Here is a 26265-nt window from a genome sequence, read left to right on the forward strand (position 1 = left end):
CCCGCCGGCGGCGGCCGCGGGGCCCCGCGCCCTGGCCTATTCCGCCCGCACCCCCCCCCACCTCCCTTTTTGCCCATTTTGCGTTTTTTAACCGGTTGGTCCCCCCCCGGCGGGCGGGGGCGCCACGAAGACGTAGCGCCGGTAGGCCCAGAAGCGGAACAGGGTCGCGAGGACCCAGCCGGTGATGCGGGCGGTGTTGTCGCTGAGCGGCGAGTCCAGCCCGAGCAGCTCCCGGGAGGCGAAGACCGTGCCCGCGGTGATGGCGAGCCCGACCCCGTTCGCGACGAGGAACAGCACCAGCTCCTCGGTCACCTTCTCGCGGTGCCGGCCGCGGTAGGTCCAGTAGCGGTTCCCGACCCAGCTGAACAGCGCGGCGACGGCCGTCGCGACGACGGAGGCCTGCACGGGAGCGGTCCGCATCACCCCGCCCGCCGCACCGCCGGGCAGGCCGAAGACGAGCAGGTTGTACCCGCCGTTGTCGACCACGAAGGCCAGGACCCCGACGACACCGAACTTGGCGGCCTCGCGCCAGATGCCCTTGAGGGCGTCACGCGCACGCAGCGTCACAGACTCGAGGACCGGCACACGGCGAGCGTAGCGACCCCGCGTGCCCCATCCGGTCAGGCGCGCTCATATCGCATGATGTCCGACTATATGAGGTGCTGTTGTGTGAGGTGCCGACCTACGAGGTGCCGGCGGTGTGCGGAACCGGTCGAGTGAGGAGTGGTCGTGGAACCGACGATCGCGTGTGTCGTGCCGTGCCACAACGAGGAGGCGGCCGTCGGCAAGGTCGTCCGCGACCTGCGCACGGCCCTGCCCGAGGCCGTCGTCTACGTGTACGACAACGCCTCCACCGACCGGACCGTGGAGGTCGCCCGGGCGGCCGGCGCGATCGTCCGGCAGGAGACCCGCAAGGGCAAGGGCAACGTCATCCGCCGCGCCTTCGCCGACGTCGACGCCGACGCGCTGCTCATCATCGACGGCGACGACACCTACGACGCCCTGCGCGCCCGGGACCTGGTGGACCTGCTCTTCGAAGGCCCCTACGACCAGGTCGTCGGCGCCCGCCGGGTGACCGACGACGGGGCCTACCGGGCCGGGCACGCGGTCGGCAACAAGCTGCTCACCGGGGCCGTACGGGCCCTGTTCGGCAACGACGTCACGGACATGCTCAGCGGCTACCGGGTCTTCTCGCGACGCTTCGTGAAGTCCTTCCCGGCGCTGGCCCGCGAGTTCGAGACCGAGACCGAGATGACGATCCACGCGCTGCACCTGCGGCTGCCCACCGCGGAGGTCCTCACCGACTACCGGGTCCGGCCCGCCGGCGGCGAGAGCAAGCTGCGCACCTACCGCGACGGCTGGCGCATCCTGCGGGTCATCCTCGACCTGGCCCGGCGCGAGCGCCCCTCGCTGGTGCACACCGTCCTCGCGGGCGTCCTCGCCCTGGTCTCGCTCGTCCTCGGCATCCCCGTCATCGCCGACTTCGTCGAGACCGGCACCGTGCCCCGGGTGCCCACGGCGATCCTCGCCGCCGCGATCATGACCATCGCGGCCCTGGTCCTGCTCGTGGGCTACATCCTCGAATCACTCATGCACATGCGCCAGGAGCAGACCCGCCTGGTGCACCTCTCCTACCCGGCCCCCCTGCGCACCCCGCGCTACACGGCCCGCGGCGCGGGCACGGGCCCGGTGCCGGTCCGCAAGACCGCCGGGGGCCCCTGAGGGAGCGGAGGGGCACAGGGGCAGTGGGCCGGCGGGTGCGCAGTACGATGATCGGAACCCCGCCTTCGCTGCGGGGTCCCGTGACTGAGGAGATGCGTGCCGGTGCCTGCCCGACTTCCTTCGTGGGCCTGGGTGACCGGGCTGACCGTGGGAGCGATAGCCGCGGTGACGGTCCTGGGCGTGCGGGCGGACCAGGGCCCGCATCCCACCGCCACCTCGGCCAAGCCGAGCAGCACGGCCTCGGCGCAGCCCGCTCCCACTCCCACGGCCTCGGCCCCGGCGCGGGTGCCCGACGGCTCCGGCACCGGCCGGCGCGTCGTCTACTCGCTCGGTGAGAAGCGCGTCTGGCTGGTGGACGCGAGCGAGGCGACCCGTCGGACGTTCACCGTCTGGCCGGGCACGGTCAGCCCCGACCCGGGCACCTACACGGTGTCGTCGCGCACCGCGGCCACGACCGGCTCCGACGGCGTCCAGATCGAGCACATCCTGTACTTCGCCGCACAGGACGGCGTATCCGTCGCCTTCTCCAACGCGGTCGACGGGTCCTCCCCGCCGCCCGCCGCCTCCGGTGGGAAGACCGGCGGGGTCCGGATGAAGAAGGCGGACGGCACGGCCCTGTGGGCGTTCGGCACGGTCGGCACGACCGTGACCGTGGTCAAGTGACGCAGCCTCGGGCTGAGACCTGAGGATCCGGGGCCTTCTCGGTGGTTGCTCTCTGCGCCCCTTCCGGCCCGTCGGCGTGGGTAGTTGTCAGTCGACGGAGGCCATGAAGTCCAGCATCCTGCGGTTGATCTCCTCCGCATGGTCGATCTGCGGCCCGTGGCCCGTGCTGGAGATGATCTCGGCTCGGGCGCCGGGGACCAAGCGTGGCACACGCTCCGCCTGCCGCTGCGGGTGCACGAGGAGGCTTCGCCTGCCGAGCACCAGATAGAGCGGAGTCCGGATGGTGGACAGCTCCTCCTCGGACAGGGGAAGCGGCGCCGGGCGGCGTATGCGGTAGGCGCGTACCGCCGTTCGGATCATCGCGCGCAGTTCCGGCACGACGAGGACGGGCTGTTCGAGCCAGGCCGCAAGTCGCGGGCGGAGCGCCTTGGGTGCGAAGGTCGCGAAGAGGCTGGCGAAGATCCAGACGAAGAAGCGCAGCCCCACCTTCTCCAGGCCGCCGGGGTCCAGCAGGGTGACCGAGGCGAGGCGACCGGGCCTGCGGTGCGCCTGGTTCAGGGCGAGCCAGCCTCCGTAGGAGGAGCCGACGAGGTGGACGCGGTCGAGTCCGAGCCCGGCGAGCGTCTCCTCCAGCCACTGCGCGGCACGTTCGGGCTGATGGATGGGTTCGCGCTGCACACTGCGGCCGGGATCGCCCGGGGTGTCGATCGCGTAGACCGGGCGGTCCGCGCTGAAGGCAGGGGTGTTGGGGTACCACATGGCGGAGCAGGAGCCCGCCCCGTGTACCAGGACGACAGGGGTGCGGGATCGGTCAGCCTGGCTCGCGGGGCCGTAGCGGTAGACGTGCGTGGTGCCGAAGGACGTCTCCACATCCTCTTCCGAGAGCGCGGACGCCCCCAGCGCGTAGACCGCATCACAGGCTGTGAAGTAGCGCTCCCGCCAGGCATCGCTCACATAACGGCCGACATCGGCCTGGGGTCGGGCAGCGGTCTCGGGCATGGCCACCTCCGGCGTTCCGGTTTTGTGATACGAACGTACCACGAAGTTGGTACAGCTGTATCATCAAAGGGGACCAGGGGAGCCGTAGCAGGAACGACGAGCAAAGGACCGGCCGATGCCCAAGCGCGTGGACCACGCAGAACGGCGCACCGAGATCGCCGAGGCCCTCGTCCGGGTCGCCGGCCGACGCGGGCTGCACGCCGTCGGGATGCGCGATGTGGCAGCGGAGGCGGGCGTATCGCTGCGGCTGGTGCAGTACTACTTCCAGACCAAGGAAAAACTTCTGCTCTTCGGGCTCGAGCTGCTGGCGGAGAGATTCGGGGAGCGGGTCTCCGCCCGGGTACAGGCCGCCGGGGACACCCCAGGGCCGCGTGCGATGATCGAGGCGCTGCTGATGGCGGCGCTGCCGACCGACGACGAGAGCCGCACCTTCCATCACCTCTACACGTCGTACGCGGTACTGGCCGTGAACGACCCGGCGCTTGCAGCCCAGCCCTTCATCAAGAACCCTGATGCCGCCGAGGATGCCCTGACCGAACTCCTTTGGCAGGCGCAGGAAGCGGCACTGCTCGAACCCGGTGTGGACGCACGGCTGGAGGCAGCCGGCCTGCTTGCCATGTCCGCGGGACTCGGTACCGGCGTCCTCGTCGGCCAGCGCAGTCCCGAGTCCGCCACGGCAGTCCTGGGACACCACCTGAACCGAATCTTCCGAACCGGTGACGCGGTCTCGGCATGAAGGACCGCAGCTCGCATGCCGTGGAGCTGAAGACCGCCCGGCTGGTGCTGAGACGCCCGACCCCAGCCGATGTCGACACGATCTTCGCGGTCCACCGAGATCCTGAGACCTGTACCCACAACCCGTCCGACGCGCTCGCCCGGCGTGCGGAAGCAGAGGAGCTCTACCGGCGTTGGGACGACCAATGGCAGCGGCACGGATACGGGTACTGGGTCGTCCGGCACCACAGCTCCGCGCAGCAGCTCGGATTCTGCGGAATCAAACCCATGGAACTGCACGGAGCTCCGGTCCTGAACCTCTTCTACCGTTTCGCCACCTCAGCCTGGGGCCAAGGCCTCGCCGGTGAAGCCGCAAGCGCGGTCGCCACCTGGGCATCCCGTCACCTGCCCGACCTCCCGCTGATCGCCCGAATTCGACCGGCCAACGTGGCTTCTCAACGCGTGGCGCTGCGCGCCGGGCTGAGCCGGGCACAGCATCTCGACACCGAGGGATACGACGGCTTCGACTGGATCTACACGGCACTGAATCCCGGTAGCGGCAGCGCTCACGAAGCGGGCGGCTGAGCCCGCGGGGCCGACAGCTGGTTGACGATCAGCACGACCCCGGAGAACAGGAAGATCCGCGTCGCCGCGTCCAGTCCGTTCCAGTTCTCCGACTGCCACATCGAGAACCACTCGCCGCCGATCGCGATGAACCCGGCCCCGAACAGCAGCATGACCATCAGCAGCCCGTAGCCGGACACCTGCCGGGCCCGCAGGTCGTCGCGGCGGATCCACAGCCAGCTGCCGTATATGAGGACCAGCGCGGCGAGGGTCTCCCAGACGATGATCCCGACGTAGGCGGCGTCCTGGAGCCCCCGGCTCGTGACGGCCCGCCACATCAGGTCCTCGTCCTTGAACGTGGTGTCCATGGCCAGCACATGACGGACGAACTGCTGGTTGGTCCCGAAGTCGGTGATGTTCCCGAAGGCGACGAGGGCCATGTAGAGGGCGATGGTCGCGGTGAGCAGGGTGGCGGCGAGCGACAGCGTGCCGCGTGAAGTGGGGGTGGTCATGACGATCATTCTCCCCGCGCACGGCCCTGCGTTGTACCCCCGCGGCAGTGGGACGCTTCAGCGCCCGGCCGTGAACTCCAGGAATTCCGACCAGACTTCGGCGGTGACGGCCAGCCGGGCGCCGTCCTTGTTCTTGGAGTCGCGGATGTGGACGGAGGGCGAGGATATGGCGACCTCGACGCAGTCGGGCCCGTCGTTGCCGCTGTAGCTGCTCTTGATCCAGGTGAGTGGGGTGGGCGTCATGTCTCTTCTCCCAGCACTTTTTCGATGAAGGTCAGCGACTCGCGCGGCGAGAGGGCCTGCGCCCGGATCATGCCATAGCGCATATCGAGGATCTGGACCTCCTTCGGATCACTGATCACCCGGTCGTACAGCTGGCTTTCGGTGTGTCCGACCGCCGTGCGGTCCTGGAGCTTCAGCAGCCGGAACGAGCCCATCACGGCTGCGTGGTCCTCCCTGCGCGTGGGCATCACCTGGATCTCGACGTGCCTCAACTCGGCTACCTCCAACAGGTGTTCGAGCTGGCGGCGCAGCACCATTCTGCCCCCGAGCGGCCGCCGCAGCGTCATCTCTTCCTGGACAAAGGTGATGAGGGGATGGGGCACCCGGTCGAAGACGGCCTTCCGTGCCATGCGCGCTGCCACATGGCGCTCGATCTCGTCCTCGCTGTACGCCGGCCGCCGCATGGCGTACAGCGCCTGCGCGTACTCGGGTGTCTGCAACAGCCCGTGGATGTGCAGGGCCGCGTACGCCCCGAGCTCGACCGCCTGGTCCTCCAGCTTGGTCAGGTCCCGCACCGTCTTCGGATACCGAGCCCTCTCCACGTCCTCCTTCATCGCCGAGAGCTTGCCGTCGGCGCCGAGCACCTCGTCCGCCTTGTCGAGGAAGTCCGGCTTGGGGATGCGCCGGGCCCGCTCGACGGACGAGACCATCTCCTCGCCGTATCCGATGGCGGAGCCCAGCTCCGTCTGCTTGAGTCCGGCGGCCTCGCGCCACATCTTGATCTGCCGCCCGACCGTCCGCAGCACGGCCGCCGCTTCCTCGTCCTCCACGCGTTCCCCTCCTGACGTACGAGCCGTACGACCCCGCGGCGCGTCCGGACAGTCACGCTCCGTACCGAGGTCGTCGCTGTTCAGGGTAGGGACGGTCGAGCACGCTGGGTGACATGAGTCAGAAATCCCCCACGCGAACCGCCCTCCCCACCCGGCATTTCGCCGTGCAGCTGTCGAGCACTCGAAGGGGTGCTCGACTGGCCCGCCTGCTGGCCGAACGCCAGCTCGACGAGTGGGGCGAGCGGCACGAGGCCGCCGCGCAGGTGGTCGCGGAGCTGGCGTCCAACGCCGTACGGCACGGACGCGTCCCGGGCAGGGACTTCCGGCTGCGGCTGACGCTGGGCGCCGACCGCACGCTGCGTGTCGAGGTCACCGACGCCCGGGGCGACCGGCTCCCGCGCGTCCCGGACCCGGGGGAGGGTGACGCGGAGGGCGGCAGGGGCTTGCGCATCGTCGAGGCGTACGCGGATCGCTGGGGGGTGGGAGAGGCGCCGGCCGGGGCGAAGACGGTGTGGGCGGAGCTGGTGCCGTAGGGGCCGGTCCTCGAAGGCGGGCCGACCGGTCCCGTTCGATTACAGTGCTGGGCGTCGTACGTGTGGACGGTCCCAGGGAGGTCGAGGTGGGTGCGACTGCCGGCGCCGTCTGGGGCCGTACGGAGCAGCAGGACTTCCGCAGCCGGGTGCGCGGGACGCTGCTCGGCGTGGCCGTGGGGGACGCCCTCGGGGCGCCGGTCGACGGGCTGACCCTGCAGGGGATCCGGGAGGCGCACGGGGCGGAGGGCTTGGTGGACCTGGCCCCCGCCTACGGCAGACGCGGCGCCGTCACGCACCTCACGCAGCTCACCCTGTTCTCCGTCGACGGGCTGATCCGGGCCCAGGTCAGACGGGACACCGGCGCCTGGCACCCGCCCACCGACCTGCACCGGGCGTATCTGCGCTGGGCCGCGACCCAGCGCGACTGGGGGCCCGACGAGCGCCGCAAGGAGGACGGCTGGCTGGCGCGGGAGGAGTGGCTGTACGCGCGGCGGGACCCGAGCCGCGCCCTGCTGCTGGGGCTCGGCGACGCGACCATGGGGACGCCCGAGGCGCCCAAGAACCCCGGCGAGGCCGGGCCCGAGCCCGCGGCCCGGTCCGCCCCCTTCGGCCTGCTCGTGGGCTGGGAGCCACAGCTGGTCGCCCAGCTCGCCGTCGAGTGCGCCGCGCAGACCCACGGCCATCCCACGGCGTCCCTCGCGGCGGGCGCGTACGCCGTGCTCGTGCACGCGCTGGCGCTGGGCGAGAGCCTGGACGCCGCCGTGCAGCGGACCCTCGCGCTGCTGGCGGCCCGGCCGGGGCACCAGCCGGTGTCGGACGCGCTGCAGCACGCGTTGGGCTCGGTGCGGCAGGGGATGCCCGGCCCGGAGCGGGTGACCGAGCTGAGCGGAGCGGGTACGGCCGAGGGGCTCGTGGCGGCCGCCGTGTACTGCGCGCTGGTCGCGGCCGACGTCCGGCACGGACTGTGCCTCGCGGTGAACCAGGACGGCCCGTCCGCCGCCACCGCCGCGCTGACCGGTGGCCTGCTGGGCGCCCTGCACGGCGAGACGGCCCTCCCCCCGGCCTGGCTGGCCGAGCTGGAGGGCCGACCCACGATGCTGGAACTGGCCGACGACTTCGCGATGGAGATGACCCAGGGCCCCGCCCTGCACGGGCCCGGCGGGTCGTCGCCGGGTTGGCTCGCCCGTTACCCCCGCGCCTGACCGGGACGCCGCTCACCCTTGCGGCGACCGGACTCGGCCAGGGCCCGTTCGAGTTCCTCCCGGGCCCGGCGCTGGATGCCGTCGCTGTCCCGCAGGAGCATCTCCGTCTCCTGCGCCGTGGCCGGGACCGGGGGCGGTCCCTGGGCGGTCAGACGGTCGTGGAGCCACCGGCAGGCCCGGTCCTCGTCGGTGAACCGCTCGAAGACCTCTCGTACGCCGCGTTCATGGACGCCCACCAGCCACAGACCGGCGCGCTCCTCGAGGAACCAGCGCTCGGCCGGGTGCGGGCCGCCGGGGCCCCCGGGGCAGCCGGGGATCTCGTAGGACCCCTCCGGCACCCCGGCCTCCCGAAGCTCCCGGCACAACTCGAACCGGTCCATGGAGTCAGTCTGCCACCGAGGCCGAGAGGAGCCCGGTCCCGCGTCGTGGCGTCACCGGGCGTGGGCCTTCGGGCCCTTCCGTGCGACCTTGCCGGCGTGTTCGTCCTTCACGGGGACCTGCACGCGCACCAGGGTCCCGTTGTTCACCAGGTCACCGACGGTGGTGCGGGGGATCGCCGGGCAGAAGCTGCTCGAGGTGACGTACTGGGGCGCCCCGCCCGGCTGCTCGAACGCCGGGGCGGCCGGGCCCGCGCACACGGTGACGTCCTTGGCCAGCCGGTACAGGTGATAGTTGAACGGATAGCGGGGATCGCTGGTGTTGAGGCCGGACGGCGGGATCGATCGCTGCCCGTACTTCGTGCCCGCCGCGGCGAGGAACCGTCCCGCCTCGTTGCCGAAACGGTCGAGCATCATGTTCTGGCCCGCCCGCAGCACCAGCGGCGCGGCGATCACCGCGCCCTGGGCGTTGTGCGCGAAGCCGTCGTCCGGCGGGTACTTCCAGTCGCCCTGGCCCGAATCGAGGGCGGGGTCCCACCACTTGTCCAGGAACCGCACGGCGGTGAGACCGCCGAGCCGGTCGTAGCCGCGCAGGGTGTTCCCCAGCAGGCCGTGCCGCGGCAGGTGCCTGGGGCCGAGCCGCCAGTCACCGCAGAAGTAGTACGGGCGGTAGGCCGGGGGGATGGGGTACGGCACGAGCCCTCTGCACACGGGCGGCGTGTTCGCCCCGTCCCGGTCGTGCCCCGGGCGGGTGTACGACCCCGCGGGCGACAGGGTCTCCGCGCCTGCCCGGACCCGCTCGCGGGCCGCCGTCCCGTCCTCGTCCCCGGCCGCCGCTGACGGGACGGAAGCGCCCAGGACGAGAGAACCGGCCAGACCTGCCGCTGCCGCGATGCCGGCACAACGTCTAGACGTGCTCACTGAACCTCCTCGGTGGAATGCTCCCGGCGCGAGCCGCCCGAGCGCCGGGCAGCGGCATCGGTGCGGACGGGGCGGCGAGATCACTAAAGCCAAGGGATCCGGCGAGTTCGCGCAGACCTGCCGGGCTGCGTCCGAACGAGTGCGGACGCAGCCCGGCAGGGTGTCACGCGGAGGACGAGCAGGGGGGTACGAGCGGTGGCGGCGCCCGGCAAGGGAGGGGCGCCGTCCGCCGCCGCCCGTACCCGGCGGGGCGGGCTCAGTCCGGCGCGCGCGTCCCCACCGTGTCCCCGGTGCTCGCCGCCGGTGCCGGAGCCGCGACCGAGGCGGCCCCGTCCCCGTCGGTGTTGATCCGCTCGATGATCGCCAGCCGCTCCGGGGTGTCCTCGGGCCTGATGAATCCGACGAGGACGTACAGCACCAGCGACACGGCCAGTGGGATCGAGACCTGGTACTGGAGCGGCACGCCGCCCTCGACGTTCCAGTTGACCGGGTAGTTCACCAGCCAGAACGCGAGCAGGCCCATCGACCAGCTGACCAGGGCCGCCGTGGGGCCGGAGCGGCGGAACGCGCGCAGCAGGCCCAGCATCATGGGGATCGCCATCGGGCCCATCAGGCCGGCCACCCACTTGATGACCACCGTGATGATGTCCTTGAACGCGGGGGAGTCGACCTGGGTCGCCGCCGCCATGGACAGACCGAGGAAGACGACCGTGGCGATCCGGGCGACCCGCAGGCCCTGGCTCTGGTTCCAGGCCCGGGCCCGGGCCCAGATCACCGGCGCGCAGTCGCGCGTGAAGACGGCCGCGATGGCGTTGGCGTCGGAGGAGCACATGGCCATGGTGTGCGAGAAGAAGCCGACGATGACCAGGCCCAACAGGCCGTGTGGCAGCAGCTGTTCGGTCATCAGGGCGTAGGAGTCCGAGCCGTCCGGCTTCTGCGACTGGACCAGCAGCGGCGACATCCACATGGGGAAGAACAGCACCAGCGGCCAGACCAGCCAGAGGATCGCCGACAGGCGGGCGGAGCGCTCGGCCTCGCGCGCGTTCGGCGTGGCCATGTAGCGCTGGGCCTGGTTGAGCATGCCGCCGTTGTACTCGAAGAGCTTGATGAAGAGGAACGCGAGCAGGAACACCGTGCCGTACGGGCCGACCAGCGGTTTCTCATGGCCCTGGAGTTCCGGCGCGTCCCAGACGCCGAAGAAGCCGCCGTGGTCGTCGAGGCGCAGGACGACCGCCACGAACATGGCGACGCCGGCCAGTAACTGGATGACGAACTGGCCCAGTTCGGTCAGAGCGTCCGCCCACAGGCCGCCGATCGTGCAGTAGACCGCCGTGATCCCGCCGGTGATGAGGATGCCCTGGTTGAGGGAGATGCCGGTGAAGACGGACAGCAGGGTGGCGATGGCCGCCCACTTGGCGCCGACGTCCACGATCTTCAGCAGCATGCCCGACCAGGCCAGCGCCTGCTGCGTCTTCAGGTCGTAGCGGTTCTTCAGGTACTCCAGCGGGGAGGCCACGTGGAGCCGGGAGCGCAGCCGGTTGATGCGCGGCGCGAACAGCTTCGACCCGATGGCGATGCCGAGGGCGATGGGGAAGGACCAGGTGACGAAGGACGTGACGCCGTAGGTGTAGGCGATGCCCGCGTACCCGGTGAACATCACCGCGCTGTAGCCCGACATGTGGTGCGAGATGCCGGACAGCCACCAGGGCATCTTGCCCCCGGCGGTGAAGAAGTCGCTGACGTCGTCGACGCGCTTGTGCGACCAGACGCCGATCGCGACCATCACGGCGAAGTAGCCGATGAGCACGGCCCAGTCGAGACCGTTCATGTGCGCCCTCCCAGGGATCAGCCCGGCGCTCATCGTGGGCGCTGCCGCGTGAACACGACAAGTGACGGTGAGGTCAAAGGGAGGTAAAAATGTTCGGCGTGATGGCCTTGGTTCACCTATATGAACTCACTGCATCAGCTCCCCGGCGTTGACCAGCAACGACTGTCCGGTGATCGACCGGGCCCGGTCCGACGCCAGGAACACCGCCGCGTCGGCCACGTCCGCGTCCGTGGCCAGCTCGGGCAGCGCCATCCGCCCGGTCAGCCGCTCCAGGACGGTCTCCTCGGGCACGCCCTCCGACTGGGCCGCGAACCGCACGTACGCCCGCACCGGCGGCCCCCACATCCAGCCGGGCAGCACCGTGTTCACCCGGATCCGGTGCGGCCCGAGCTCCCGGGCCAGCGAGTACATCGCACTCGTCAGCGCCCCCTTCGACGCCGCGTACGCCGCCTGCCGCACCTGCGAGGGGGCCGCCACCGCCGACTGCGTGCCGATGAACACCACGGATCCACCGGCCTCCTTGAGCGACGGCAGACACGCCCGGGTCATCCGCAGCGTGCCCAGCAGGTTCACGTCGAGGACCGACCGCCAGGACTCGAAGTCGGCGTCCTCGAGACCGCCGAAGTGGCCGTCCAGCGCGGCCACATGGACGACGGCGTCGATCCCGCCGAACCGCTCCCGCGCCGTCCGGGCCAGCGCCTCGCACTGCGCCTCGTCACGGATGTCCGTGGAGCGGTACGCGGTGGACGCCCCGCCGGGGTCGATCTCGGCGGCCGTCTTCGCCAGGCTCGCCTCCGTGCGGGCGCCGAGCACGGCCCGCCCGCCGTCCCGTACGACCACCGCCGCGACCTGCCGGCCGAGCCCGGCCCCGACCCCCGACACGACGACCGTCTTCCCCGCGAGCAGTGACATGGCAGGACCTCCCCGGACCGGACCCCTGGCGCTCTATCTGACGGAGCGTCAGAGTATGGGTGAGTCACCGACGAAGGGGAAGGGCATGAGCGAGGACACCCGCAGCGAGCTGTACGCCGAACTGGCCGCCGTCGGCCCCTACGGCACCCACCCCGGACACGCCCTCATCACCATGGTCGAACCCCACCCCGGCCACGAGTACGCCTACAACCGCTGGTACGAGGACGACCACTACTACGCCGGCGCGATGGCCATGCCCTGGATGTACGCGGGCCGCCGCTGGGTGGCGACCCGGGACCTGCAACTCCTGCGCTACCCCGAGAAGTCGGCGATCGCCCAGCCGGTCACCGCCGGCTGCTACCTCTCCACGTACTGGATCACCGACGGCCGCTACGACGACCACATGCGCTGGACCGTCGCCGTCAACAAGCGCCTCAACCGCGACGCCCGCGTCTACCACGACCGCACGCACGTCCTGACCGCGTTCCAGGACCACGAGGCGACGGTCTACCGCGACGGCGCCGCCGGCCCCCGGGACGTCCACGCCCTCGACCACCCCTACGCGGGCCTGGTCCTCCAGGTCGTCGAGGCGGACGAGCCCGGGCAGCGCGCCCCGCTCCTGGAGTGGCTGCGCACCCGCCACCTCCCCCGGCGCCTGGCCGGCTCCCCGGCCGCACTGGTGACGGTCTTCCGCCCGACACCCCTGCCCGGCGACCGCATGACCTACGTGAAACAGGTCGAGGGCGTCGACACCCGCCTGACGCTCCTGTGGTTCCTCCAGACCGACCCGAGGGAATGCTGGGACCCCTTCTTCACCGGCCTCGACCGGGCCGTGACCGAGTCGGGCCTGGGCAGGGTGGAACTGGTGGCCCCGTTCATCCCGACGGTGCCCGGCACGGACACGTACGTGGACCTGCTGCGCTGAGGCTCAGCGCAGCTCCTCCGGGCACGGTGTCCCCCGCGGGAGCTGGTACGGCGCCGCCAGCCGGTACGTCCCGGCCTTCGGGGCCAGCAGCTCCGTCCACTTGTCGCCCAGCGCGTCCTCCTCCGTCTCCGCCAGACAGCCGTTGACGTTCACGTACGTCTTCGGCTCGTCGTCGGGACGGTTCCTGGACTCCTCGGTCTCCCGCGGCGGCTCCAGGCTCTTGCCCTCCGCGTCGACGATGCTGAGCCACGGCGAGTACGGGATGCGCACCAGGATCCGGCCCGCCTTCCTCACCTGGATCACCATTTCGCCCTGCTCGGCCCGGTCGACCACCGCGTTCGGCTCGGCCAGCGGGGTGGGAGCGGTCACCCGGAACAGCTGCCAGGTGTCGTTGCCCCAGATCTGGGTCAGGTACGGCAGCCCGCGCCGCACCAGTGCCCGCTCCCGCTGGCCCCCGTCCCCGTCCGGCTCGCCCTTCGGCAGCACGACGTAGTGCACCGCCCAGCGCTTCAGCCACTCGCGGTAGTTCGCCGAGTTGAGCGTGTCGTCGTAGAAGAGGGGGTTGCGCTCCATGTCGGCCTGACGGTTCCAGCCGCGGGCCAGGTTCACGTACGGCGCGAGCGCGGAGGCCTCGCGGTGGGAGCGGGCGGGGACGACCTCGACGCGGCCCTTCTCGGCGCCGACCTCCTGCAGTTCGTTGACGAGCGGCGCCAGCTCACGCGACCAGGACGCCGCCGGGGCCGTGTGCACGATGTCGTCGACCGTCTTGAACCCGATCCACACCCCGAAACCGCACAGCGCCACCACGGCCGCGTACCACCTGCGGCTGCGCGGCACCGTGAACGGCAGCGCGGCGACCAGCGCGACCCCGGCGAACAGCATCGCCAGCCGCGTGATGTTCGACCCGATCTGGGAGCTGATCAGCCACACCAGCACGACCCCGAGCCCGTACACCGCGGCCGTCAGCCGGACGGTCTTCCACTCCTGCGGCACCAGCACGTACGCCAGGACGGAGAACGCGAGCGGCAGCAGCACCGAGCCGAACACCATCGGCTGCGTGCCCGAGAACGGGAACAGCCACGCCGACACCGCGACGACCGCGCTCGGCGCGAGACCCAGCGCCCAGGCGCCCGGCCGCCGCTTCTGCAGGAACAGCGCCACCGCCACCAGACCCACGAACAGGCCCGCGACCGGCGAGGCCATGGTGGCCAGCGCGGCCAGCGGCGCCGCGCTCAGCGCCTTCGCCCAGCGCTTGTACCGCCACCGGTAGGGCCAGCAGAACACGACGGCGACCGCGCCGAGCGCGAACATCATGCCGAGACCGAACGTCACCCGCCCCGACACCGCGTTGCAGAACAGCCCGAACACGCCCGCCAGCGACGCCCACAGCGGGTTGCGGACCGAGCGGCTGCGCAGCAGGAGCAGGGTCAGCAGACCGGCCGAGACCGTCCCCGCGATCATCATCGTGGTGCGCACGCCGAGCACCGACATCAGATACGGCGACACCACGCTGTACGACACCGGGTGCATCCCGCCGTACCAGGCGAGGTTGTACGCCGAGTCCGGATGCCGGCCGACGAACTCGGCCCACGCGTCCTGCGCGGCCAGGTCCCCGCCGCTGTTCGCGAACGTGAAGAACCAGAGGACGTGCAGCGCCGCGGCGAGCCCCGTGACGGACAGCACCGGGTGCCGCAGCATGCGCTCACGCAGCGCCAGCACGGGGGCGGGCCACTCGAACCCGGCCTCGCGCGCCCCGGAGCCACTGCCTTCGGCCGGGCCGGCGTCCCGCGTGGTGGCGTTACGCCCCGTGGTGGTCGACGAGCTGTCTTCCGGTGCTTCGGGCAGGCGTATTCGCGGGCCTGATACCGAGCCCGGTTCGGCGTCGTCTGCGCGTGTCGGCTCCGCAGTGGCCACTCGAAGGCACTCCCCGTGTCCCGTCTTCTGTTCTCGCCTCGCCGCCGCGCCGGCGCGAGCGGCGGCATGTCCCGATTCGGGACGCTAGCACGCACCCCGCCGGGCGGCGCCCGGACGGGCCGTTACCGGCGGGGTGCGGTGGTGCGGGTCGTACCCCGGGTCAGCCGATGCGCGTGAGCTTGGCCCCGAAGCCCGGCTCCACCAGGTCCTTCTGGAGGGCGACCGGGACCTTCACGGCGCTCGTGGTTCCGTCACCGACGGTCAGCGTGCCCACCTTCGTACCGGCCTCGGCCGTGTGCGGCAGATCACCCCCGGCGAACGTCAGCTTGACCGACAGGCCCGCCCAGCCGACGGCCGTGACGTCCTCGGTGACGGCGACCGGCGTGCGCCCGCCCAGACCGTCGTCGGCGTACCCGACGACGTCGCCCTTCTTCAGGATCGTCGCCGACTCCAGCGCGCCCTGCGCGGCCCGGATCAGCTTGTCGCCCTCGTACAGCGCGGCGCCCAGGATCGTGTTGTCCGGACCGCCGGCGGGCTGGCGCACGACCGCGCCGATGATCCGGTGGGTCTCCCCGTCGACGTCCTTCTTGGCCGCGAAGACGAGGTTGCCGAGCGCCGAGGTGGTGGTGCCGGTCTTGATGCCGGTGACGTTGTTGGAGCCGACCAGGCGGTTCCAGTTGTCGTGCTTGGTGCCCTTGTAGTCGACGTACGACATCATCGCCGCGACCTCACGGAACGCGGGCTGCTGCATGGCGGCCTTGGCGAGCTTCACCTGGTCCACGGCCGTGGAGACGGTCGTGTTGTTCAGGCCCGACGGGTCGGTGTACGTCGTGTTCTTCATACCGAGGTCCTCGGCGGCGTCGTTCATCTTCTGCACGAACGCCTTCTCGGACCCCGCGTCCCAGCGGGCGAGCAGCCGCGCGATGTTGTTCGCGGACGCGATCAGGATGCTCTCCAGGGCCTCCCGCTCGGTGATGCTGTCGCCCTTGGTGACGTCGACGGTGGACTCCTGGCCGGCGTCGGACTGGTCCTGGGCGGCCTGGTCGATGTCGATCTTCGGGCCCTTCTCGCCGCTCTTGAGCGGGTGCTCGCGCAGGATGAGGTAGGCGGTCATGACCTTGGCGACACTGGCGATCGGGACGGGCTTCTGCTCGCCGGAGGACCCGAACGTGCCGATGCCCTGGACGTCGAGCGCGGCCTGGCCGTCGGCGGGCCAGGGGATGTCGACCTTGCCGCCCTCGAAGGTGTAGCTGTCCTCGGCGGTGAGTTCCAGGGTGGGCGAGGGGAGCGGGCGCACACTCTGCACGACCGCGAAGACGACCACCAGCAGCAGTACCAGCGGCGTCCAGATCTTCACCCGCCGGGCCGCGGTGCGGAGGGGGGTCTCCGGGGGCGGCGGGGTGTTCGTCAGCTCGGCCAGCAGGTCCAGCGGCGGCTTGGGCGGCAGCGGTTGCTGGGTGGTCCGCTCGGGTCCGACGGCGGGGACGGGCGCGGTGGCCTCCGCCGGGGCGGGCGGCTTCCTGGTCGCCGGGTCGTCCAGGTGCTTGAGCGCGACGAACTTACTGGTCCGCTCGGCGTCCCGCTCGTCCTTGGGAGCGTCCTTCGCCCCGTCCTTCGGGCTGTCCTTCTGGGCGTCCTTCTGGCTGTCCTTCGGGCCGTCCTTCTTCGGAGCGGCTGTGTTCGGGGTGCCCGTGGCCGGGGCGTCCGTCTTCCCAGTTGCCGCCTTCTGCGCGTCCGGCTTCGGAAGGTCCGACTTCGGGAGGTCCTTGGCCCCGCCCCCGAGCTTCAGCATGGTGGTGGGCTGGTCGACCGGGGGCCGCAGCGCCTTGAAGACGGCGGTGGGCTGATCGACGGGAGGCTCGGCGGGACCGTCGTCCGCCCGGTCCCCGCCACCCCCGCCAACCCCACCGGCCGCGCCGGCCTTCGAGGCCTTGTCCGTCCCGGACTTGTCCGTGGCGGGCTTGTCTGGGCCGGGCTTGTCCTTGGTGGCTGTGTCCGTGGCGGCTGTGTCCGTGCCGGGCTTGTCCTCGGCGGTGCTGTCGGCCGGGGTGTCGTCCTCGGCGGCGTCGGTCTTCGCGCCGGCCTCGGTCCCGGTGCCGGTGGTCCCGGTCCCGGTGGCCTTGGGCGCGGCCTCGGTGACGGCGGAGACACGCGGGTCCGCAGGGGCGCGGCGCTTGTCGTCGGCTGGCTCGGCAGCGTTGTCGTCGGAGTCGGCGGCAGCGTTGTCGTCGGAGTCGGAGTCGGCCTTGGTGTCGGCCTTGGTGTCGGCTGCCTCGGGCGCCGTCTCGGCGTCGTCGGCCTGCTCGGCCCGCTTCGCTTCGGCGTCCTCGGCGTCCTCGCCGTCACCGCCGTCCGCGGTGACGGAACGGTCCGCCTCGGCGTCGTCGGTATCGGCGGCCGGGTCCGTCTCGGAGCCCGCGGAGCCCTGGGGGCCTTCGGAGGCCGTCTCCGCGGCTTCCCGCCCGTCCTCGTCGTCCGCGTCCGGTTCCGAGCCCTCGGTCCCGTCCTGCCCGCCCCGGGCGCCCTTGTCGGCCTTCTCGGCCTTCCCGGCCTCAGGAGCCTCGTCGCCGGCGTCGGCGGCAGCCTCCCGCTCACCGTCCGCCGACGCGACCCACGCGGCCACGGCGTCCCGCAGCCGTCCGTCACTGCCCTCGGTGTCGGACCCCTTGCCGGATCCCTTGCCGGATCCCGCACCGGCCGCCGCGTCCTCGGCCCCCGAGTCACTCTCGGTGCTCTCGGTGCTCTCGGCGTCCCTGGTGCGCTTCGCGTCCGAGTCGGCCTCGGCCTCCGGCCGTTCGGCGTTCTTGGGGTCCTCCGCCGTCCGCGTGGACAGCACGCGCGTCGCCGTATCGGCACCGCCCCGCGCAGCGGACTTCTCCGCGTCCCGGGCCACCGCGAGCCGCGGGTCGGCGGCTTCGCTCCTGGCCTCCGGAACCGGACTCGCGCTCCCCGACGTCCTTCGTGCCGACGACTCGCGCTGCTTCGACCTGTCGGGGGACTCGCCCGCCACCGATGCCTCCTCCTCGCGCCGCACGCCCCGCGTGCGCGTACCGAACCGTGAACCGCCGCCCGTGACACCGCCCCGGCGCTGTCCGAACCATGTACCAGTGTCCTGTGTGCGGGCCAAACCCATCCGGTAGACGAGAACGACATACCTACTGGTTCCACTACGAACCGGTCACGCACCCTCGACAGACCAATGTGAGAGGGGTCACCCTGTCTTTCATCCACGCGGGGAGGCATGGATGGGCAGGAGCCGCAGAACACTTCCGGAGGAGCTTCTGCTGCTGGCGTTGGACCCGGCCACGGGTACCACTGCACAGCCGCAGTCGCTCGACCTGGGTCTGGCCGGAGCACAGCTAGTAGAGCTGGCGCTGGCCGGACGGATAGCCCCAGACGGGGATCGTATCGCCGTGGTGGCACCACGGCCGACTGGAGATCCGACACTGGACTGCGCGTTGGAGTTGCTGCGAAGGCGTGGCGCTCCCGTACGTGCCGTCCACTGGATCGGCGGGCCGCGTCTCGGGCTGCGCCAGACCTACCTCTCGCATCTGGAGCGGTGCGGCATGGTGCATGCCGTGGCCGGCCAGATGTGCGGAGTGCTGCCGACGACTCGCTACCAGGCGACGGACACCGAGATCAGCCGGGAGATCAGGGCCCGGCTGGACTCCGCGATCCGCACCGGCGTCCCGCCGGACCCGCGGACCGCGGCACTCGCCGCCCTCGCGCACGCGGTCGGCCTCGGCAAGCACCTGTACCCGGGCAACGAGGGACGCTCCTCTCGCTCCCGGCTCAGGGACCTGATCAGGCACGACCCCATGGGCGGTCTCGTCGCGCACGCGGTGATGGACGTCCAGAACGGCGTCGCGGCCCAGCCGCGCCGCAGCCCGGCACCGTCCGGCCGTCAGGCCACCGGCGGAGCCAGGCCCGCAACGGAGCCCGCCCGAGGCGTTCCGATGCAACCGCGCCACGGATCCATGGCGCGTGCCGTGGCCCACTGAGCCGCGCCGCGCCCGCACGACCCACGACCGGCACACGCACCACGGGACCCACGAACCCGGTCACGGGAGCCGCTGTCCGAGCGGGGCGGAGAGAGTGCACACTCTCTCCGCCCCGCTCGGCGTGCCCCGTGTCCGAACTGGCGTGTACCCGTCGCATATCCACCGTTTCCCAGCGGTAGTAAGCACCTTGGTGGCAGTCTGCTCAACAGCAGATACGCAAAGTAGAGGCACGCAGCCGGAGGTGCACGTCCCGTGGCGTCCAATGTCAATCCCACCGTCAGGCGGCGCCGGCTGGGCCAGGAGCTCCGCAGGCTCCGCGAGCTCAAGGGCATGACGGCCGAAGAGGTGGCCGAGCGGCTGCTGGTGTCGCAGTCGAAGATCAGCCGGCTGGAGAACGGCCGGCGCAGCATCAGCCAGCGCGACGTCCGCGACCTGTGCGGGGTCTACGAGGTGGAGGACCAGCGCATCGTCGACTCGCTGATGCAGATGGCCAAGGACTCCCGCCAGCAGGGCTGGTGGCACGCCTTCGGGGACATCCCCTACAGCGTCTACATCGGCCTGGAGACGGACGCCGAGTCGCTCCGGGTCTACGAGCCCCAGATCATCACCGGCCTGCTGCAGACCCGCGCGTACGCCGAGGCCATCATCCGCGGCGGCTCGCCCGAGGCCTCCGAGGCGGACAACGACAAGCGCGTGGAGGTCCGGCTGCGCCGCCAGGGCCGGATCACCGCCGAGACCGAACCGCTGCGCCTGTGGGTGGTCCTGGACGAGGCGTCCCTGCACCGGGTCGTCGGCAGCCGGCCGGTGATGCGCGAGCAGCTGGAGCACCTCATCGAGATGTCGCAGCTGCCGCACATCACCGTGCAGGTGCTGCCGTTCGAGGTCGGCGCGCACGCCGGCATCAACGGCCAGTACTCGATCCTGGAGTTCGCCGACGCGGCCGACTCCAGCGTCGTGTACATCGAGGGCGTCACCAGCGACCTGTACCTGGAGAAGCCGCTGGACGTGCAGAAGTACACGGTGATGTACGAGCACCTGCGCGCCCAGTCGCTGAACGTGGACCAGTCCCGGCAGCTCATCGAGCGGGTGGCGAAGGAGTACGCGCGCTGAGCCGACGCCGGAGGATGACCTTCCGTCGGGCGAAGCGCGGGATGCTACCCCCTGACACGCCCGACTGGAAGTCTCCCCTGGAATATGCCATCCGGTCGAGTGAATGACTGCTCCGTACGATGAGGGTGGCGAGTAGCGTCGATCACGCCAACCACCAGCACGGGTTGGCGTAAACGCAACTCGCAACGGAGCGAACATGGCAATTCGTCTGGGCGCCACGCAGACGTGGACGACCTCCTCCTACACCAACAACAACGGCGCGTGCGTGATGGTCAGGTCGACCGTCGCCGAGGCCCTGGAGCTCGGGGACACCAAGGTCCCCGAGGGCCCCAAGCTCGCGTTTCCCGCCGACGCGTGGAGCGCCTTCGTGGCCTCGGTCAAGGCCTGACCCGCGAGCGACAGCACCACAAGCACCACCGACCGAGCCCTCTCGACCAGCATCGCCGTCCTAGCCGAGAGGGCTCCGCTTGTGCCCGCGCCTCCCCGCGCGGCAGGTCAGCCCACCGGGAACGCCACGTCACACACCGGATCCCCGGGCCCCGCGGCCTCCCAGTCGGCGAAGTACAGCTCCCGGCAGGGCCCGGTCGCCGTCAGCCCCCGCGCCGCCATCCACTCCTCCACCGCCTCGAACGCGGCCAGGATCTGAGGGTGCGCCACCTGCGCCTTGGTGATCCTGGTATACGCCAGCCGCCGGGCCGGCTCCACCCGTACCGCCGTCTCCCACGCCCTGCCGTGCCGCTCGGCCCAGGCCCGGGCCGCCTCCTCGTCGGCCACCGGCACGCACGCCTCCGCCGGGCCGTCGCTCTCCATCGACACTTCCGCGTGATAGGCGACGTACGGCACCCCGGCCACGCCCCCGCACTCCCGGGCCGCCCCCTCCAGCAGCCGGTCCAGCGCCGCCCCGATCCACGCCGGCAGCTCGTCCGCCAGCGTGTGCCGCTTCTCGGAGATCACCACCTGGGCGGGCACCTCCACCGTCCCGACCGTGAACTTCCCGTACATCTCGGAGCTCCTCCCCGACAGTCGTCCACGGAGGTACTCGGCGAGCGTCCGCTGCCCCGCCATGCGCGCCTCGACGTCCGCCCAGTACGCGCCGAGCAGCTCGGCCGCCGCCGACCCGTCGTCGGCCTCGACGACCTCGGCGATGCGGGCGAGCGGCATGTCCAGCTGCCGCAGCATCGCCACCAGCCGGGCCCGTTCGACCTGACCGGCGCGGTAGTAGCGGTAGCCGGTCGCCCCGTCGACGTGCGCCGGCGCCAGCAGGCCCAGCCGGTCGTACAACCGCAGGGCCTTCGGGGACAGGCGGGCACGCGCGGCGAACGCCCCGATGGTGAGCAGCTCCAGGTTCCGTTCCGGTCCGTCCACCACGGCATCCTCCGTCATCGGGCGGCTCTTCCGCCCGACGAGGAGGACACTGGGGCCTGCCCCAGGGGCAAGGTCAACGCCCCGTCGGAGCGGCTCAGGCCAGCTGGGCCTCGATCGCCGCCACGACCTCCGCCGCGTCCGGCTCGGTCTGCGGCGAGAAACGGGCCACGACCTGGCCGTCCCGGCCGATGAGGAACTTCTCGAAGTTCCAGCGGATGTCCCCGCTGTGCCCCTCGGCGTCCGCGAAGCCCGTCAGGCGGTCGTACAGCGGGTGCCGGCCCTCGCCGTTCACCTCGACCTTCTCGGTCATCGGGAACGTCACGCCGTAGGTCGCCGAGCAGAACTCCGCGATCTCGTCGGCGCTGCCGGGCTCCTGGCCCAGGAACTGGTTGCAGGGCACGCCGAGGACGGTGAAGCCGCGCGCCGCGTACTGCTCGTGCAGCTTCTCCAGGCCCGTGTACTGCGGGGTCAGGCCGCACTTGGAGGCGACGTTCACCACGAGCACCACCTGGCCCGCGTACTGGGACAGGTCGGCCGGGCCGCCCTGGAGCGCACCGATCTCGACGTCGAGGGGAGAGGAACCGTTGGTAGTCGTCATGAGCAGACCCTAGCTCCGCCGGGTGCCGGGCCGGCTGCGGGCCTCGGCGGCCTCCACCAGCACCTGCCCCGCCGCCGTCCGCGAGTACAGCACCGACCGTCCCGCCCTCCGCCGCTCCACGAGACCGGCGTCCAGCAGCACCCGCAGATGCCGCCCCACCGACCCGAGCCCCTGCCCGGTCACGGCGACCAGCTGGCTCGTGCTCAGGGGCGAGCCCAGCCGGACCAGCACACCGGCGCGGGCGGTGCCGAGCAGCGCGCCGAGGCTCGCGGGCACGGCTCTGCCGCCCGGATCGGCGAGTGCCCCGGCGCAGGGATAGACCAGCGCGTACCGGTCCGTCCCCTCCCAGGCCACCCACCCGATGCGCTGCGTCGTGATGGGCACGAAGACCAGCTCCGCGCCGGACAGCTCACGCGGCGGGTACTCGTGCGCGTTCACCTGGAGCCGGTTCTCCCCGAGCCACTGCGTCCCCGGCCGCAGCGTGTCCAGCGCACTCGCCCAGCCGCCCCGGCTGACCCGCGCGGTCCGGGCGACCACATCGGCTTCGAGGACGTGCCGGCGCTGCGGCCAGTACGGCAGCACGGACGTCGTCCAGACGTACGTCAGGAGGTCCGCCGCGCGCTGCGGCAGATCGCCCCGGTGCAGCCGGGCCGGGACGGGGCCGCGCAGGGAGACGGTGAGGTCGGCGCGGGCCGTGTCCGGGTCGGCCGCCCGCACCCGTGCGACGCCCCGCTCGAAGCTCTCCCCGTCCCGCGGGGCCGGGGAGAGGAAGTCCGCCGTCCACTCCCGCCCGATCCCGGCGCTGATCAGCTGCGCGGTCACCGGATCCGCCGCCAGCCGCCGCCGGTAGGCCGGCAGATGCGCCTCCAGCCACCGCCGCTCACCGGGATGCGCCGCCTCGGCCGTGTGCAGCAGCCGCAGACTCGCGAAGGCCTCGGCGAACGGCGAGATCACGAACCGGCTCCTCGCGAGCGTGTCGGCATTGATCTGCCACCAGCCCATGGGCCACCCCTCCTCCCGGCGAGGTTTCGCACGTGCGCGAAACAATAACCATGCGGGAAGAGGCGTCGAAGACTCCGCGCATGCGCAGCTACCGCGATCTGTTCCGCACCCCCGAGTTCAGCCCGTTCTTCCTGGCCGCGTCGGCGCAGACGGTCGCCCGGACGATGGGCGGACTCGCCCTGGGCACCCTGGTGTACCGGGCGACCGAGTCACCGCTGCTGTCCGCGGTGAGCATGTTCGGCTCGTCGCTGGTGCAGGTGCTGGGAGCGACCTTCCTCCTCTCCGCCGCCGACCGGCTGCCCCCGCGCGCGGCCCTGACGGCCCTCCCCCTGTGCTTCGCCGCGGCCACCGCCGCCCTGGCCCTGCCCGGCCTGCCCGTCTGGACACTCTTCGCGATCGTCTTCGCCCAGGGCCTGGTGGAGTCCGTGGGCGGGGGAGTGCGCTGGGGCCTGCTCAACGAGATCCTCTCCAAGGACGGCTATCTGCTGGGCCGCTCGGTGTTCAACATGATGAGCGGCGTGATGCAGATCGCCGGCTACGCCACCGGTGGCGCCCTCGTGGCGCTGCTGTCCCCCCGGCTGTCCCTGCTGGCGGCGGCCGCCCTGTACGGCACGTCGGCCGTCGTCGTCCGCCTCGGTCTGACCCGCCGCCCGCCCCGTACGACGGGCCGCCCCTCGGCGGTGGCGACCTGGCGCGCCAACGCACTGCTCTGGTCCTCCCCGCCCCGCCGCCACGTCTATCTGGCGCTGTGGATCCCCAACGGCCTGGTCGTCGGCTGCGAATCCCTCTACGTCTCCTACGCCCCCGACGCCGCCGGCACCCTCTTCGCCTGCGCCGCGCTGGGCATGCTCGCCGGGGACGTCCTGGTGGGCCGGCTCCTCCCGGCGCGCCTCCGCCCCCGCCTGGGCTTCCCGCTCCTGCTGCTCCTGGCCGTCCCGTACGTGCCGTTCCTGCTGCACCCGGCCCTTCCGCTCGCGGCGGCCGCGGTCACGCTGGCCTCCGTGGGGTTCGGCGCGAGCCTCGTGCAGCAGGAGCGACTGGTGGCCCTCACCCCCGACCACCTCACGGGGCACGCGCTGGGGCTGCACTCGGCGGGGATGCTCACGCTGCAGGGGGTGGCGGCGGCGCTCGCCGGATCGATGGCCCACCTCACGTCCCCGGCCGGGGCGATGACGGCGATGGCCGTCGGATCGGCGGGGATGACGCTGTGGCTGAAGCGGGCGGAGAAGCGGGCGGAAGGGGCAGGGGGAGGGGCAGGGAAAGGGAAAGGGAAGGGGGGCAGGGAAAGGGGGCAGGGAAAGGGGGCAGGGAAAGGGGGAGGGAGTCGGGCCGGTGAGGTGTTGAACGGCTCAGGTCGGTGAGGTGCCGAACACCTCGGGCACGGCGTTGTCCACGACGACCCGTGACAGCAGGACGGCGAGCCGGTCCCGCTCGGTGCCGCTCAGCCCGGACGGCAGGGCCTCCAAACGACGGCAGGTCTCGGCGTGGAACTTCCCGGCGAGCGCGGCCCCTTCGTCCGTCAACCCCACCCGCACGGCCCGACCGTCGCGCGGGTCGGCCTCCCGCCGCACCAGCCCACGCCGTACCGTCCGGTCCACCAGCCCGGTCAGGCTCGACTTCGCCAGCCCGAGCGTCTCGCCCAACTCGCCCATCCCGCACGGCTGCGGCAGCAACACGCACAGCAACTGCCCCTGCTGCGGCGTCAGTCCGTACGCCCGGCCGACGTCCGCGTACACACCGTCGACGAGGAACGCCGTGCGCACCAGCGCGGCGACGACCCCCATCTGCCCGGCTGCCCCGTTCCCCATCGGGTCAGGGTACCGACCGGTCAGTCGCCGTGCCGGGGTGTGCTCACTCCTCGTCCGGGGCCTCGCCCTCGATGAGGCGTTCGGCGATGTCGTCGGCCCACTCCTGGGCCCAGCGGCGCAGCCCGGGGACGGCGGTGGCGTCGAGACCGTGGACGGTGAACGCCCGGTCGTCGAGCCAGTCCGTGCCGGTGAGCCGGGCCTGGAGGTCGGTGAGGTCGAAGGTGTCGGGGGCGTGGCGGCGGCCCAGCTCCTCGAGTTCGGGGTGGCTCCAGCGGGCCGCGGCGGCGTGCACGTCGACCAGGTCGCGGGCGAGGCCCCGGTCGGCCAGGTCCCGCACCCGGGTGCCGACCAGATCGTCCAGGGCGAGCGCCGGCCCGAGCTCCGTCTCCACGGGCGGACGCCACAGCACCTCCTTGCGGAGAGCGAGCTCGCACGCGGTGCCGCTCGGCGCGTCGGTCACGAGGAACTGGGCGGACAGCGGCCCGGCCTCCAGGGTCTGCACGAGCCAGCCGCGTCCGACCAGCCCGGTCCGCACGGCGTCCGCGACGGTCTCCATCGCCGCCGGATGCCCGGTGGCCACGTCCACCTCCCGCCCGGCCCGCTCCACCAGTCCGTGAGCCAGCGCGGCGTAGCTCCCGGCGAGCAGGAGCGAGTAGCCCGCCCCCACGGCCGGCAACTCCCCGAGCAGCCGACCGACGGGCTCGGGGACGGGGGACGGGGTGGACATGCCCTGATTATCGCGTGGGGGAGGGGGAGGACGGGGATGACGGGCCCGGACGGGTGATGGCCGGGGACGGGCTCAGACCTCCGCGGGCCAGGTCTCCCAGACCAGGTCGAGGCGTCGGTAGGCGTCGTCGAACCAGGCGTCGACCAGGGGGACGGTGACCGTGACGGTCGTCAGGGACGCCGAGTGGTCCTTGATCGTGACCTGGCACCGGTCGTCGTCCTCGTCGAGGTCGACGAACAGCCACGGAGCGCGCTGCCCCTCGCGCCAGGCGATGTCCCGCCCCGCGTCGAGCGAGTCCAGGGCCTGCTGCCACTGCCGCAGGTCCTCGGGAGAGATCCAGGTCTTGAGGCCGCCCCGCACGAAAGGCGTCTCGACGAGGAACTCCCCGACCAGAACACCGCCCCCCTCCCGCCCCACAATCCGCAGAACGACGCTGCCGCCCTCGCCCTCCAGGCGAATCAGATCGACCGCTTCCTCACCCACGACTGCCCCTCCCGACGCACACATGCAGCCGAACACTAATAGCCGACACCCCCCAACAAGGAGAAGGAGAAGCCGGGCCGCCCCCGTCAGGGTCGCGGAAAACCACGCGACGACGGCGCCGCACGGAACGGCCCCGGTCAGGGGCGCGGGGAACTGCGCGACGAGCCCTCACGGCGCCGCACCTTCCGACGCACGGACCGCCCCGGTCAGGGGCGCGGGGAACTGCGCGACGGGGCCTCACGGCGCCGCACCTTCCGACGCACGGACCGCCCCGGTCAGGGGCGCGGGGAACTGCGCGACGAGCCCTCACGGCGCCGCACCTTCCGACGCACG

General features: G+C 71.9%; 28 protein-coding genes. 11 read left to right on the forward strand and 17 right to left on the reverse strand.

Annotation, left to right across the window (positions count from 1 at the left end; translation table 11 throughout):
• Positions 1 to 87 precede the first annotated feature (87 nt).
• On the reverse strand, positions 88 to 585 hold the full coding sequence (locus ACFV20_RS35150) for a GtrA family protein (protein ID WP_385664795.1): 498 nt from the start codon (positions 583 to 585) through the stop codon (positions 88 to 90).
• Between the two features lie 138 nt (positions 586 to 723).
• Here ACFV20_RS35150 and ACFV20_RS35155 point away from each other — a divergent pair, with 138 nt between their 5' ends.
• Together ACFV20_RS35155 and ACFV20_RS35160 are read left to right on the forward strand one after the other, a co-directional pair.
• Positions 724 to 1722 (forward strand): glycosyltransferase family 2 protein, encoded by a 999-nt coding sequence (locus ACFV20_RS35155; protein WP_385664798.1) that lies wholly within the window; start codon positions 724 to 726, stop codon positions 1720 to 1722.
• A gap of 102 nt (positions 1723 to 1824) precedes the next feature.
• Positions 1825 to 2385, forward strand: coding sequence for a hypothetical protein (locus ACFV20_RS35160; RefSeq protein ID WP_385664801.1), 561 nt, complete (start codon positions 1825 to 1827; stop codon positions 2383 to 2385).
• Between the two features lie 87 nt (positions 2386 to 2472).
• On the opposite strand, the gene ACFV20_RS35165 is transcribed toward ACFV20_RS35160, so the two are convergent.
• Positions 2473 to 3384: an alpha/beta fold hydrolase gene (locus tag ACFV20_RS35165; protein ID WP_385664804.1), complete on the reverse strand. Its 912-nt coding sequence runs from the start codon at positions 3382 to 3384 to the stop codon at positions 2473 to 2475.
• Positions 3385 to 3499: 115 nt separating this feature from the next.
• Between ACFV20_RS35165 and ACFV20_RS35170 the strand changes: the two genes are divergently transcribed.
• Positions 3500 to 4120 carry a TetR/AcrR family transcriptional regulator gene (locus ACFV20_RS35170; RefSeq protein ID WP_385664807.1) on the forward strand — a complete coding sequence of 207 codons (621 nt, stop codon included), beginning with the start codon at positions 3500 to 3502 and terminating at the stop codon, positions 4118 to 4120.
• Entirely contained in the window at positions 4117 to 4683 is a 567-nt protein-coding gene (locus tag ACFV20_RS35175) for a GNAT family N-acetyltransferase (protein WP_385664810.1), read from the forward strand. The genes ACFV20_RS35170 and ACFV20_RS35175 overlap by 4 nt, the downstream gene beginning before the upstream one ends.
• Here ACFV20_RS35175 and ACFV20_RS35180 read toward each other — a convergent pair.
• Genes ACFV20_RS35180 through ACFV20_RS35190 form a run of 3 tightly spaced genes read right to left on the reverse strand, consistent with a single transcriptional unit; the run spans position 4665 to position 6226 of the window.
• Positions 4665 to 5174, reverse strand: a complete 510-nt coding sequence (locus ACFV20_RS35180; RefSeq protein ID WP_385664813.1) for a DUF2165 domain-containing protein — start codon at positions 5172 to 5174, stop codon at positions 4665 to 4667. The two genes, ACFV20_RS35175 and ACFV20_RS35180, sit on opposite strands and share 19 nt — an antisense overlap.
• Positions 5175 to 5231: 57 nt before the next feature.
• On the reverse strand, positions 5232 to 5417 hold the full coding sequence (locus ACFV20_RS35185) for a DUF397 domain-containing protein (protein WP_385664816.1): 186 nt from the start codon (positions 5415 to 5417) through the stop codon (positions 5232 to 5234).
• Positions 5414 to 6226: a helix-turn-helix transcriptional regulator gene (locus ACFV20_RS35190; RefSeq protein WP_385664818.1), complete on the reverse strand. Its 813-nt coding sequence runs from the start codon at positions 6224 to 6226 to the stop codon at positions 5414 to 5416. Before ACFV20_RS35190 ends, ACFV20_RS35185 begins: the two co-directional genes overlap by 4 nt.
• A gap of 113 nt (positions 6227 to 6339) precedes the next feature.
• Between ACFV20_RS35190 and ACFV20_RS35195 the strand changes: the two genes are divergently transcribed.
• The gene (locus tag ACFV20_RS35195; protein WP_385664821.1) at positions 6340 to 6759 is read left to right on the forward strand and encodes an ATP-binding protein; all 420 of its coding nucleotides are present in this window, start codon (positions 6340 to 6342) and stop codon (positions 6757 to 6759) included.
• 86 nt (positions 6760 to 6845) lie between these two features.
• Positions 6846 to 7961 carry an ADP-ribosylglycohydrolase family protein gene (locus tag ACFV20_RS35200; RefSeq protein WP_385664824.1) on the forward strand — a complete coding sequence of 372 codons (1116 nt, stop codon included), beginning with the start codon at positions 6846 to 6848 and terminating at the stop codon, positions 7959 to 7961.
• Here ACFV20_RS35200 and ACFV20_RS35205 read toward each other — a convergent pair.
• From ACFV20_RS35205 to ACFV20_RS35220, 4 genes are all read right to left on the reverse strand, one after another.
• The gene (locus ACFV20_RS35205) at positions 7946 to 8341 is read right to left on the reverse strand and encodes a hypothetical protein (RefSeq protein WP_385664827.1); all 396 of its coding nucleotides are present in this window, start codon (positions 8339 to 8341) and stop codon (positions 7946 to 7948) included. The two genes, ACFV20_RS35200 and ACFV20_RS35205, sit on opposite strands and share 16 nt — an antisense overlap.
• Before the next feature lie 51 nt (positions 8342 to 8392).
• Positions 8393 to 9259, reverse strand: a complete 867-nt coding sequence (locus ACFV20_RS35210; protein WP_385664830.1) for a TNT domain-containing protein — start codon at positions 9257 to 9259, stop codon at positions 8393 to 8395.
• Positions 9260 to 9515: 256 nt separating this feature from the next.
• Entirely contained in the window at positions 9516 to 11087 is a 1572-nt protein-coding gene (locus ACFV20_RS35215; protein WP_385664833.1) for a sodium:solute symporter family protein, read from the reverse strand.
• A gap of 126 nt (positions 11088 to 11213) precedes the next feature.
• Positions 11214 to 11999, reverse strand: coding sequence for an SDR family oxidoreductase (locus ACFV20_RS35220; protein WP_385664836.1), 786 nt, complete (start codon positions 11997 to 11999; stop codon positions 11214 to 11216).
• 85 nt (positions 12000 to 12084) lie between these two features.
• On the opposite strand from ACFV20_RS35220, the gene ACFV20_RS35225 reads away from it, so the two are divergent.
• On the forward strand, positions 12085 to 12924 hold the full coding sequence (locus ACFV20_RS35225) for a hypothetical protein (protein ID WP_385664839.1): 840 nt from the start codon (positions 12085 to 12087) through the stop codon (positions 12922 to 12924).
• Positions 12925 to 12927: 3 nt separating this feature from the next.
• Here the strand turns inward: ACFV20_RS35225 and ACFV20_RS35230 are convergent, their stop codons facing one another.
• Both ACFV20_RS35230 and ACFV20_RS35235 read right to left on the reverse strand, forming a co-directional pair.
• The gene (locus ACFV20_RS35230; protein ID WP_385664842.1) at positions 12928 to 14838 is read right to left on the reverse strand and encodes an MFS transporter; all 1911 of its coding nucleotides are present in this window, start codon (positions 14836 to 14838) and stop codon (positions 12928 to 12930) included.
• 160 nt (positions 14839 to 14998) lie between these two features.
• Positions 14999 to 17848, reverse strand: a complete 2850-nt coding sequence (locus ACFV20_RS35235) for a D-alanyl-D-alanine carboxypeptidase (protein WP_385664845.1) — start codon at positions 17846 to 17848, stop codon at positions 14999 to 15001.
• Positions 17849 to 18083: 235 nt separating this feature from the next.
• On the opposite strand from ACFV20_RS35235, the gene ACFV20_RS35240 reads away from it, so the two are divergent.
• From ACFV20_RS35240 to ACFV20_RS35250, 3 genes are all read left to right on the forward strand, one after another.
• Positions 18084 to 18839: a GPP34 family phosphoprotein gene (locus ACFV20_RS35240; protein ID WP_385664847.1), complete on the forward strand. Its 756-nt coding sequence runs from the start codon at positions 18084 to 18086 to the stop codon at positions 18837 to 18839.
• Between the two features lie 252 nt (positions 18840 to 19091).
• Positions 19092 to 19949 (forward strand): helix-turn-helix transcriptional regulator, encoded by an 858-nt coding sequence (locus ACFV20_RS35245; RefSeq protein WP_053672886.1) that lies wholly within the window; start codon positions 19092 to 19094, stop codon positions 19947 to 19949.
• A 196-nt stretch (positions 19950 to 20145) separates the two neighbouring features.
• The gene (locus ACFV20_RS35250; RefSeq protein ID WP_385664851.1) at positions 20146 to 20337 is read left to right on the forward strand and encodes a DUF397 domain-containing protein; all 192 of its coding nucleotides are present in this window, start codon (positions 20146 to 20148) and stop codon (positions 20335 to 20337) included.
• 107 nt (positions 20338 to 20444) lie between these two features.
• On the opposite strand, the gene ACFV20_RS35255 is transcribed toward ACFV20_RS35250, so the two are convergent.
• The 3 genes from ACFV20_RS35255 to ACFV20_RS35265 all read right to left on the reverse strand — a co-directional run bounded on the left by ACFV20_RS35255 (position 20445) and on the right by ACFV20_RS35265 (position 22914).
• Positions 20445 to 21332 (reverse strand): MerR family transcriptional regulator, encoded by an 888-nt coding sequence (locus ACFV20_RS35255; protein ID WP_385664854.1) that lies wholly within the window; start codon positions 21330 to 21332, stop codon positions 20445 to 20447.
• A 76-nt stretch (positions 21333 to 21408) separates the two neighbouring features.
• Complete coding sequence (locus ACFV20_RS35260) at positions 21409 to 21912, reverse strand: glutathione peroxidase (RefSeq protein WP_385664857.1); 504 nt, start codon at positions 21910 to 21912, stop codon at positions 21409 to 21411.
• A 9-nt stretch (positions 21913 to 21921) separates the two neighbouring features.
• Positions 21922 to 22914 carry an ArsR/SmtB family transcription factor gene (locus tag ACFV20_RS35265; RefSeq protein ID WP_385664859.1) on the reverse strand — a complete coding sequence of 331 codons (993 nt, stop codon included), beginning with the start codon at positions 22912 to 22914 and terminating at the stop codon, positions 21922 to 21924.
• 80 nt (positions 22915 to 22994) lie between these two features.
• On the opposite strand from ACFV20_RS35265, the gene ACFV20_RS35270 reads away from it, so the two are divergent.
• Positions 22995 to 24275, forward strand: coding sequence for an MFS transporter (locus ACFV20_RS35270; protein WP_385664862.1), 1281 nt, complete (start codon positions 22995 to 22997; stop codon positions 24273 to 24275).
• On the opposite strand, the gene ACFV20_RS35275 is transcribed toward ACFV20_RS35270, so the two are convergent.
• The 3 genes from ACFV20_RS35275 to ACFV20_RS35285 form a co-directional block, all read right to left on the reverse strand.
• A complete protein-coding gene (locus ACFV20_RS35275) occupies positions 24264 to 24698 on the reverse strand; it encodes a MarR family winged helix-turn-helix transcriptional regulator (RefSeq protein WP_385664870.1) in 435 nt (144 codons plus the stop codon). The genes ACFV20_RS35270 and ACFV20_RS35275 overlap by 12 nt on opposite strands.
• 67 nt (positions 24699 to 24765) lie before the next feature.
• Positions 24766 to 25449, reverse strand: a complete 684-nt coding sequence (locus ACFV20_RS35280) for a hypothetical protein (RefSeq protein WP_385664865.1) — start codon at positions 25447 to 25449, stop codon at positions 24766 to 24768.
• A 72-nt stretch (positions 25450 to 25521) separates the two neighbouring features.
• The gene (locus ACFV20_RS35285) at positions 25522 to 25932 is read right to left on the reverse strand and encodes a DUF5959 family protein (protein ID WP_385664867.1); all 411 of its coding nucleotides are present in this window, start codon (positions 25930 to 25932) and stop codon (positions 25522 to 25524) included.
• Positions 25933 to 26265: the final 333 nt, after the last annotated feature.

It is taken from the genome of Streptomyces sp. NPDC059696 (assembly GCF_042733745.1).
GTDB lineage: Bacteria > Actinomycetota > Actinomycetes > Streptomycetales > Streptomycetaceae > Streptomyces.

Excerpts from the sequence above, each read along its gene's own strand:
- ACFV20_RS35195 (WP_385664821.1), top strand. The coding sequence starts at position 6,340 with ATGAGTCAGAAATCCCCCACGCGAACCGCCCTCCCCACCCGGCATTTC.
- ACFV20_RS35240 (WP_385664847.1), top strand. The coding sequence starts at position 18,084 with ATGGGCAGGAGCCGCAGAACACTTCCGGAGGAGCTTCTGCTGCTGGCG.
- ACFV20_RS35265 (WP_385664859.1), bottom strand. The coding sequence starts at position 22,914 with ATGGGCTGGTGGCAGATCAATGCCGACACGCTCGCGAGGAGCCGGTTC.
- ACFV20_RS35180 (WP_385664813.1), bottom strand. The coding sequence starts at position 5,174 with ATGACCACCCCCACTTCACGCGGCACGCTGTCGCTCGCCGCCACCCTG.
- ACFV20_RS35270 (WP_385664862.1), top strand. The coding sequence starts at position 22,995 with ATGCGCAGCTACCGCGATCTGTTCCGCACCCCCGAGTTCAGCCCGTTC.
- ACFV20_RS35175 (WP_385664810.1), top strand. The coding sequence starts at position 4,117 with ATGAAGGACCGCAGCTCGCATGCCGTGGAGCTGAAGACCGCCCGGCTG.
- ACFV20_RS35220 (WP_385664836.1), bottom strand. The coding sequence starts at position 11,999 with ATGTCACTGCTCGCGGGGAAGACGGTCGTCGTGTCGGGGGTCGGGGCC.
- ACFV20_RS35185 (WP_385664816.1), bottom strand. The coding sequence starts at position 5,417 with ATGACGCCCACCCCACTCACCTGGATCAAGAGCAGCTACAGCGGCAAC.
- ACFV20_RS35255 (WP_385664854.1), bottom strand. The coding sequence starts at position 21,332 with ATGACGGAGGATGCCGTGGTGGACGGACCGGAACGGAACCTGGAGCTG.
- ACFV20_RS35225 (WP_385664839.1), top strand. The coding sequence starts at position 12,085 with ATGAGCGAGGACACCCGCAGCGAGCTGTACGCCGAACTGGCCGCCGTC.
- ACFV20_RS35165 (WP_385664804.1), bottom strand. The coding sequence starts at position 3,384 with ATGCCCGAGACCGCTGCCCGACCCCAGGCCGATGTCGGCCGTTATGTG.
- ACFV20_RS35280 (WP_385664865.1), bottom strand. The coding sequence starts at position 25,449 with ATGTCCACCCCGTCCCCCGTCCCCGAGCCCGTCGGTCGGCTGCTCGGG.
- ACFV20_RS35170 (WP_385664807.1), top strand. The coding sequence starts at position 3,500 with ATGCCCAAGCGCGTGGACCACGCAGAACGGCGCACCGAGATCGCCGAG.
- ACFV20_RS35205 (WP_385664827.1), bottom strand. The coding sequence starts at position 8,341 with ATGGACCGGTTCGAGTTGTGCCGGGAGCTTCGGGAGGCCGGGGTGCCG.
- ACFV20_RS35215 (WP_385664833.1), bottom strand. The coding sequence starts at position 11,087 with ATGAACGGTCTCGACTGGGCCGTGCTCATCGGCTACTTCGCCGTGATG.
- ACFV20_RS35275 (WP_385664870.1), bottom strand. The coding sequence starts at position 24,698 with ATGGGGGTCGTCGCCGCGCTGGTGCGCACGGCGTTCCTCGTCGACGGT.
- ACFV20_RS35250 (WP_385664851.1), top strand. The coding sequence starts at position 20,146 with ATGGCAATTCGTCTGGGCGCCACGCAGACGTGGACGACCTCCTCCTAC.
- ACFV20_RS35260 (WP_385664857.1), bottom strand. The coding sequence starts at position 21,912 with ATGACGACTACCAACGGTTCCTCTCCCCTCGACGTCGAGATCGGTGCG.